Genomic DNA, 7,968 nt, shown 5'->3' on the forward strand with positions numbered 1-7,968 from the left:
ATCAGGATGAAAGTATAAATGTATTAATCTACCGTGTTGCCAACCGTGCCTCCTATGCTTTGAGTCAAAAACTTGATCGCAGTAATAAAAGAGTCATGCAGAGACGCAAGGCCAGTAGTAAAAACCGGATTGCGGAAACAGACTTCTACGAGCAGGCGGAGGAGGTAGAATATGCTCCCAACCCTTGAGGGGAAAAGTAGGAAATAGAGAAGAGTCGTTCCATTTTCACAGCTTTAGTGCTAGAACAGTTTTAGCACTAAAGCTGTCTGTGAGGGATAACACAGCAGACTGTTTCGAAATGAAAGGGCCGTTTCAGAGGTTGGTCTGACAGTTCAACCAGTTATTTCTCAATTTGAATCGGAAACACATGACTCAGTCACTCATTCACGACATTCTTATCATTTTAAGTGCAGGTTTAATTGCGAATTTGATATGTCGTTGGTTGCAGTCATCCATCTTGATCGGCTATTTGATCGTCGGAGCAATCATCGGACAAGGCGTTCTGGGTTGGGTGCTAAATGAACAGAACCAGTTGGAACACTTTGCCGAAGTGGGCGTATTTTTATTACTCTTTTCGATTGGTCTGGAGTTTTTGCTCGATGATTTGAAACGACTCGGATTCAATCTGATCATCGGAGGTGCGGTGCAAATGACCTTGGTTGCGCTGCCAGTTGTTGCGGTGTTACTTTGGTTGGGGATAAGTTGGCAGTCGGCTGTATTAATCGCCGCAGCAGTCACTTTCAGTTCGACTGTGCTCGTATTCAAGGCACTGTCTGAATGGGGACAATCGGAACAACCGCATGGTCGCCGAGCCGTCGGCATTCTTTTGTTTCAGGATGCGGCGCTCATTCCGCTGTTACTACTGGTCCCATTGTTGACTGGAACGGATCAGACAGAGAGTTTCACCGCCTATGCAATGTTGGCGGTGACGTCGGTATTGTTTGTCGTGGTAGTAGTGGGGCTGAGATATCTTCTGTCAAATTGGGTGATTCCGATACTCGCCGGGTATCGGAACTCCGAACTTGTTATTCTATTCACGATTGTTTCACTTGGTGGTGTCACACTCGCGGCTTACTCGGTCGGACTGCCTCCGGCCGTGGGGGCGTTTGCAGCAGGATTAATCTTCAACGGTAACCGCTGGACAAAACAGATTGACGCCCTGGTGTTACCATTTCGAGAGACATTCGCTGCTATTTTCTTCATCGGCTTGGGGCTGATTTTCGATCCCCGACTGTTCTTGAACAAGCCTTTTGAGATGTCGCTTATGTTGGTCGGCGTGATCGTCATTAAAACGTTTGCGGCAACCATCGCGCTACGGCTGACCGGATTACCATTTCGCCGAGCCTTCGGAATGGGGATCGGGTTAGCTCATGTCGGCGAGTTCGCGTTTGTCCTGGTGTTACTTGGATTGGAATCTGGCGTATTATCCGATGTCGATTATCAGAGTGTCGTCGCAATCGCCGTCGGCTCCCTGATCCTGACACCACCATTGATGAAACTCGGGTTACGGCTGGTGCATTCTGAAGACGTGGAGCAAGAGACAGAACGAATTTATGAATCAGTACAAAATGAGAGCACTCGTGCGACCGTGATCGGGGCGGGGCCTATCGGACGTCAGCTCGCGTCACAACTCGAAATCAAAGGAAAAGACGTGTGCTTGATTGACTTGAGCCCCATCAATCTGCATCCTTTCGCTCAGGAAGGATTTCGAACTGTGGTGGGCGACGCGACGGAAAACAGAACGTTAGAGCTTGCTGAAGTTGACAAATCGGTGATGACAGCGGTCTGTGTCCCCGATGATGAATCAGCAGTGCAGATCGTACGAACAATCCGTAAACTGAATCGAACCGGAACTCTAATTGTACGATGTCGCTATCAGATCAATGTTGGAAAACTGAAAAGAGTTGGTGCCGACCGAGTCGTCAGCGAAGAAGCGGAAGCATCCATAGCACTCCTGCGCATTTTAATCACTTTCGATCATCCAGCGGATTGAGATCAGGAAGAAAAAAATGGTCTTTTAAATATCGTATACTAAAATATTGCCACCCGCGGGCATTCTGGTAACACACAACTGTCCCGATCTCTTAATAAAATTGCGTCTGTCCGGGCAGAGATATATTGCATCAAACAAAATCAGCCGCACGGCGTTAGCCGCGGTTTCCCTCCATTCCAAAAATACTCCCGTTACGCAAAACAAATCCGACCAGATGACCTCGCCCCACGCACATGAACATTCCGCACTAAATTCATAATTGCATCTGAAGACGATAGACCATCTCAGGGTCTGTCTGTCAGGTCAACAAGTTTGGCCAACCTCCGAACGGCAGTGGTCATGAAGAGTGATCCTGGTTGTGAGCGACGGCTCATATGATGCCGGTTGATAATAGACAGAAATTCTGATAAATTTAATCAGAATCAAATTTTGACTATCAATAGTTCGACAAAGCAACATCCCAACCTTTCAGTCGGTGTCGTGATGACAATTGTCAAGTTCTCTCTGCTGGCCGCTCTCTCCATGCTGATCATCATGCTCGGTATGCCCAATATCGAGCAAAGCCGTCAAGAAGCACGCAACACCCAAGCCTTCTTTCAGGCTCAACAAATCAAAACCGGAGAATTACCTTCAGATACTGTTGATCCGTGGGGTCATAAATTCGATATTCAACACACGTCGTCCAACGTGACTGTCGTAACTTCCCTTGGCTCAAACAAGTCCTCGCCAGCTGGTGGTTACGATTCGGACGACATTTCCACTTCAATGTCAAATCCGCCCCACATGAGGACGATGACTCGCAAGCAAATTCAGATTTTCGCCACGCTCGCTTTGTCCATCAGTCCATGGCTTGTATCATTTGCACTTCGCATTCGTGGTCGTATTGCCCATCCACAGGGACGTGAAGCACTATATCAAACGCGGCCCGAATAGCCGAACAAGTAAGAAAAAGAAACCAGTTCTCTTAAGACTATCGCACAATTGCATTGCCACCCGCGGACATTCTGGTATCACACAACAGACAACATTTCCTAATAAAATTGCGTCTGTCCGGGCAGAGATATATTGCATCAAACAAAATCAGCCGCACGGCGTTAGCCGCGGTTTTCCTCCATCCAAAAATACTCCCCTCACGCAAAACAAATCCCACTAGATGTCCTCGCCCCACGCACATGAACCTCCCGCACTAAAATCCATAATTGCATCTGAAGAAGATAGACCATCTCGGGGTCAACAAGTTTGGGCAACCTCCGAACGGCAGAGGTCATGAAGAGTGATCCTGGTTGTGAGCACCAGCTCATATGATTCCGGTTGATAATGTACAGAAATCCTGATAGCTTTAGACAGAATCAAATTCTGCCTATCAATAGTTAAGTACCTATGAACTGCACCGACATCGAAGAACGAGATAATTGCGAAATCGTGTACGTGCATGGTGCCGTCGTAAGTGTTCTCGCCAGATTCTTGGACATCGCTGTGCCGTGGATCTGGATTCTTGGCCATCGCCCGAATCAATACATGCAGTGGTGGCAAACCTCGATTGCCCTCAACACAAATGATACCAGCTATTACGGGATGGTACGTGACGTGGGTTATGATCTCCAGCTACCAACTGATGAATTTGTTTCACGCGTTTCAGCCTTCGATAAACACGGAATCGAGTTAATTCAAAGCCATCAGCAAATGCCAGACACATTATCTTTGGACTCAATTCCGGATTCGCAACAGAATCAAGTCTTGATACAAAACGGTGCCACGCTGAGAATTTACCTGCCGCATGCAATCGAAACAGCGCAGGTTCAAAGCTTTACTAAGGGTTACCTTGCCACGATAATCGACACATAGCAATTACGTGAACCGGAGCGGTGGATCCGGCGGAATCTGAAATCAAATGCGTAACGTCGCCGCCCGGTTACGCTGGTCATGATCCAAGTAGTTTTTAATGAAAAATAAATCCTTGAAACAACCAATAATAGGCACTTCGGCCTGGTCGACAAAAGAGCCAAATATTCTTAGCGAAGAGAGTCTTCTAATCATCAAAACGACACTTGAAAAAGAGGGCTCTCTAATTATTGAGCATTGGCATTACCATGGTAGTCGTGCACCAGACCTCTTAATCTTTGATGACTATGAAGATTTCCTTGAATATATATACGACAATGCAATTGCAGGTGATATTATCGACACGTGGGCTATGCATAAACTTTGTAAAAACGACAATAAATTAGTCTCAGGCAAATGCCCAAATGAAGATGATCTTACGCCTGAATCAGGTTCTTATTAACAGCTTGAATAAAAAACCGTTGCACACGGAGCCGCAGGCCGCGCGGCAATTAAAATCATCATCGTTCGCCGCGGCCAGGTGAACGCGGTCGTTATATTGCTTGGGCTGACATGATCCAGCTGCTTCAATCCAAACGAAAAATCACCAAGTTTGAACGTGTGCTATGGATAAGCGTGGGGCTAATTTCGTTTCTACCATTGTCGGCCGTCCTCATGGAAAATCCATCTGAATTGTTCACGGACCTTCGCATGGCATATTTCATTTTCTTCGCAGGAATCGCAACTTCTGGCTTGCTGTTCAATAGGGGGGCCATAGTCACTTGCTCAATACTTGGGATCGTTGTCCTGATGATATTTACTGATCCAATTTCAAGCTCGCACGAAGAGGCGGCATTCAAGGATTTCGTTGTTCCATTGATTGGTGCCACTTCAGGTGCGATCATTGGATTAATGATTGATTGGAACTTAACCCATCCTACAACAATCGAGCCCAATCCAGACGACATTCAGGATGATGAATCTAATCAGATCACAACATAACAATCTGATCCACCGAAGTCCGGCTTGCGCGCCCATTTTGAACGGAAGATCAACCGTCCGAATTTGGTGATCACTAAATTGAGGCTTGTCCGGTCGCCAAAGCTCATCGTTTTTCGCGCCACATATGCGAGGCTTTCCTTGGGATCAATGTCGATTCTGACGCTGAAATGCCGGATAGCAATCCGTTGCACACGGAGCCGTTAACAACACCTCTTAATAAAATTGCGTCTGTCCGGGCAGGGCAACGGGCGCAACTTTCAACTCGCCGAACGTGTATTCCGCTGGTGTCAAATCCTCTTTGGAATTCGCGGCTTGTTTCCACGTAATGCTTTTTCCTGTGAAAGAAGCCATGCGTCCCATAATGGCCATCAGCGAACTGTTCGCGGCGTACTCACCATTGCAAATGGGTGAGTCGGTTCGAATACTTTTGAACAAGGCCGCGTGTTCTTGTACATACGGCAGATCCTGCACCCCATTTTTATCACGACCTCGGGCCCTGCTGTAACGCCAGGTTTTCGCGCCGCTGAGCGTATTCCGATTCAGATTGGCGGTTCCCTTTTCTCCGAACACAAATTGAGACGTATTGATATCAGTTCCATCCTGCTGGCGACAAAACGCAAAAGCACGTTGCCCGCCTTTGTATTCATAGCAGATGGCATGATGATCAAAGATGTGGCCGTAAAGCGGATCGGTTCGCGATTGTCTGCCACCTAACCCAAAACATTTGATCGGATATTCATTCTGCATGGCCCACGACATCAGGTCGAGTCCATGCACATGCTGCTCCACAAGTTGCCCTCCCGAGAGCCAGGTGAAGTAATACCAGTTGCGCAGCTGCCACTCCATCTCACTCCATTCGGGCTTGCGGGGGTGAGACCAGAGCCCATTAATGTTGTAGTTCGTTTGGAGCGTCACGATCCGTCCAAGTTGACCTTCATGGATGCGGTTCATCGTTTCCTGCATCGCACTGCTGTAACGCAGCATGAGGCCGGACATGATCGAAATCCGTTTCTGTCGGGCAAGTTTGCACGTCTCCAGCACAGAACGAACACCAGGCGCGTCCACCGCCACCGGCTTTTCCGCAAAAACATGTTTACCAGCTTCGATGGACTTCTTGAGATGAGCCGGGCGAAAGTGCGGGGGAGTTGCCAGCAGAACCACATCGACATTGGTGCTTAACAACTTTTCAAAGGCATCGAAACCCACGAATTCCTGACTCGGATCAACGGCATACTGTTTGCCGATCGATTTCTTAATCCGCTCCGCGCTCGATTTCAGTTTGTCCTCAAACATATCTGCCATCGCCACGAGTCGGGTATTCGGATCTGCCTGCATCGCATTCACGGCGGCACCCGAGCCGCGGGATCCGCAGCCAATCAGGCCAACTCGTAAGATATCAGTATTGTTTCCACCATCCGCCCAGACAGCAGGAGCTGCAGCAAGTCCTGCCGCGGTCACCGTACTCGCATCGCGGAGAAATGTTCTGCGCGAAACAGGATTGTCTCCCCGCGTGGAATGATCCTCTGCTTGTTCGCTCATTTCAAAAGTCTCCAGAAATCATGATTGTAATATGCAGCTGCGATGATCGAAGTATTAACGTTATACCAAAATTCATGTATGAATTTCGCACGAGGTGAAGAAAAATAAGCCGGTTCGACAATCCTATGTCGGTCCTATTTTCTTCATATATCGATCGCAATCCAGTTTCCAGTCTTCCGTCCAGATCTGACTCGAAAATGGATATGTTCACATTATAAGGGTCACAACTGACAGAAGTACTGTACGAATTGTGTGAACACAAGATTCCAAATTGAGGGAAAACCCTTGAGATTCACAGACTATCCTGAGTGAACAGGATCATTCTAAACGATGATTAGATTGACATGACACCTCACGAAGTCTTGTCAGCAGGTGTTTTATTAACTCGCATTTATCAAACTGGCATTGGTCATCGACTGAAAAAAAAGAGAAGAGAATGATTTTAAGGCATGATAACGTTTTCACTGCAGTGACAAATGCCGGAGAAACTGTCCACATCAACAGCTTCAAAAGAATGCGCCATGAGTACAACGAGAAAGTCGGATTCTTTGAAGTAGAGGACAAATTGAGACTTCTAATGGACGAAAACGGGAGACCAGTTTATTGTCTTGAAAAAGGGAATTATCAGATCATTGATGGCGAAAAGCTGATCGACGCCGTCTCTTCTGATCCGAATGCAATTTGACTTGCAAAAGAGCAAACTCACTGATTCGTAATAAAATCGATGATGTCGGTTTTTAACCAACGCACGCTGATAATAGAAAAGCTGACTGATCAAGTCGGGGTGGCAATGCCCCGGCTTTTTTTATTTCCAGCACGTCTCAACGCTCCATTGCTAACGGGGTGGAATGGCAAAGACACCCGAATCTTTGACTTGAAGACGCCAGTATACATATTGAAAGAGTTACCGTATGCTTTGAATTTCTCGGTTGCAGGTGGCGTAGCAGCATACACAACCACCGCACGGAAGCCAAAAAAATCTATTGAGTCAGCAGGTCTTAGTGGTTGATTCCCAGTGGTAAATATTAGATAACTGTATAAGTAGGGAATCGTACTCTCTTTAAGTTAAGACTTATTCGAACAATTCAAATAGTTTGCTGATTCATAAAGGAAGTCCATCTAAGATGCGAAACAAACTCTCTTTGATTCTGATGCTGGTTCCCATGTGCCTTCATTCGGCGGTTGTCTCTGCCGACGATGATGCCACGTTAAATCGACTTTCAACTGCCGAGCAGCGCAGTGGCTGGAAGCTGCTCTTTGATGGTAAAACAACCAACGCATGGCGGAATTTCAAAAAAGACAGCGTCAGTGAAGGCTGGACAATTAAAGACGGGATTCTCTCCCGATCTGGAAAAGGGGCCGGCGATATCATTACGAAAGATCAGTACGGGTTCTTTGAAATCTCTTTAGAGTATCGCATCTCCAAAGAGGGAAACAGCGGCTTGATGTTTCATGTTACAGAAGAAGAAAAAACTCCCTGGCGCACCGGACCGGAAATCCAAATACAGGATAACGTCGATGGCCACGACCCGCAAAAAGCAGGCTGGCTCTATCAACTTTATAAACCGATATTTCCCATTTGGGTTGAGCCAGGAATCGATCCAGGCTCGAAT

At 47.0% G+C, this 7,968-nt stretch carries 9 protein-coding genes; 8 read left to right on the top strand and 1 reads right to left on the bottom strand.

Annotation, left to right across the window (positions count from 1 at the left end; all coding sequences use genetic code 11):
• The 6 genes from Q0668_RS21190 to Q0668_RS21215 form a co-directional block, all read left to right on the top strand.
• Positions 1-188 (top strand): hypothetical protein (locus Q0668_RS21190; protein WP_298868300.1); only part of this gene is annotated, 188 nt, incomplete at its 5' end.
• 179 nt (positions 189-367) lie between these two features.
• Positions 368-1,993: a cation:proton antiporter gene (locus Q0668_RS21195; RefSeq protein ID WP_298868302.1), complete on the top strand. Its 1,626-nt coding sequence runs from the start codon at positions 368-370 to the stop codon at positions 1,991-1,993.
• A 429-nt stretch (positions 1,994-2,422) separates the two neighbouring features.
• Positions 2,423-2,926, top strand: coding sequence for a hypothetical protein (locus Q0668_RS21200; RefSeq protein ID WP_298868304.1), 504 nt, complete (start codon positions 2,423-2,425; stop codon positions 2,924-2,926).
• A gap of 447 nt (positions 2,927-3,373) precedes the next feature.
• On the top strand, positions 3,374-3,838 hold the full coding sequence (locus Q0668_RS21205) for a hypothetical protein (protein ID WP_298868306.1): 465 nt from the start codon (positions 3,374-3,376) through the stop codon (positions 3,836-3,838).
• A 97-nt stretch (positions 3,839-3,935) separates the two neighbouring features.
• A complete protein-coding gene (locus tag Q0668_RS21210; protein WP_298868307.1) occupies positions 3,936-4,277 on the top strand; it encodes a hypothetical protein in 342 nt (113 codons plus the stop codon).
• A 248-nt stretch (positions 4,278-4,525) separates the two neighbouring features.
• The gene (locus tag Q0668_RS21215) at positions 4,526-4,816 is read left to right on the top strand and encodes a hypothetical protein (protein WP_298868309.1); all 291 of its coding nucleotides are present in this window, start codon (positions 4,526-4,528) and stop codon (positions 4,814-4,816) included.
• A 213-nt stretch (positions 4,817-5,029) separates the two neighbouring features.
• Here Q0668_RS21215 and Q0668_RS21220 read toward each other — a convergent pair whose 3' ends face one another.
• A complete protein-coding gene (locus Q0668_RS21220; RefSeq protein WP_298868312.1) occupies positions 5,030-6,355 on the bottom strand; it encodes a Gfo/Idh/MocA family oxidoreductase in 1,326 nt (441 codons plus the stop codon).
• Between the two features lie 436 nt (positions 6,356-6,791).
• Between Q0668_RS21220 and Q0668_RS21225 the strand changes: the two genes are divergently transcribed.
• Both Q0668_RS21225 and Q0668_RS21230 read left to right on the top strand, forming a co-directional pair.
• Positions 6,792-7,040, top strand: coding sequence for a hypothetical protein (locus Q0668_RS21225; protein ID WP_298868314.1), 249 nt, complete (start codon positions 6,792-6,794; stop codon positions 7,038-7,040).
• Positions 7,041-7,479: 439 nt separating this feature from the next.
• A partial coding sequence (locus tag Q0668_RS21230) for a DUF1080 domain-containing protein (protein WP_298868316.1) occupies positions 7,480-7,968 on the top strand: 489 nt, incomplete at its 3' end.

This window comes from uncultured Gimesia sp. (assembly GCF_937910335.1).
Taxonomy (GTDB): domain Bacteria; phylum Planctomycetota; class Planctomycetia; order Planctomycetales; family Planctomycetaceae; genus Gimesia.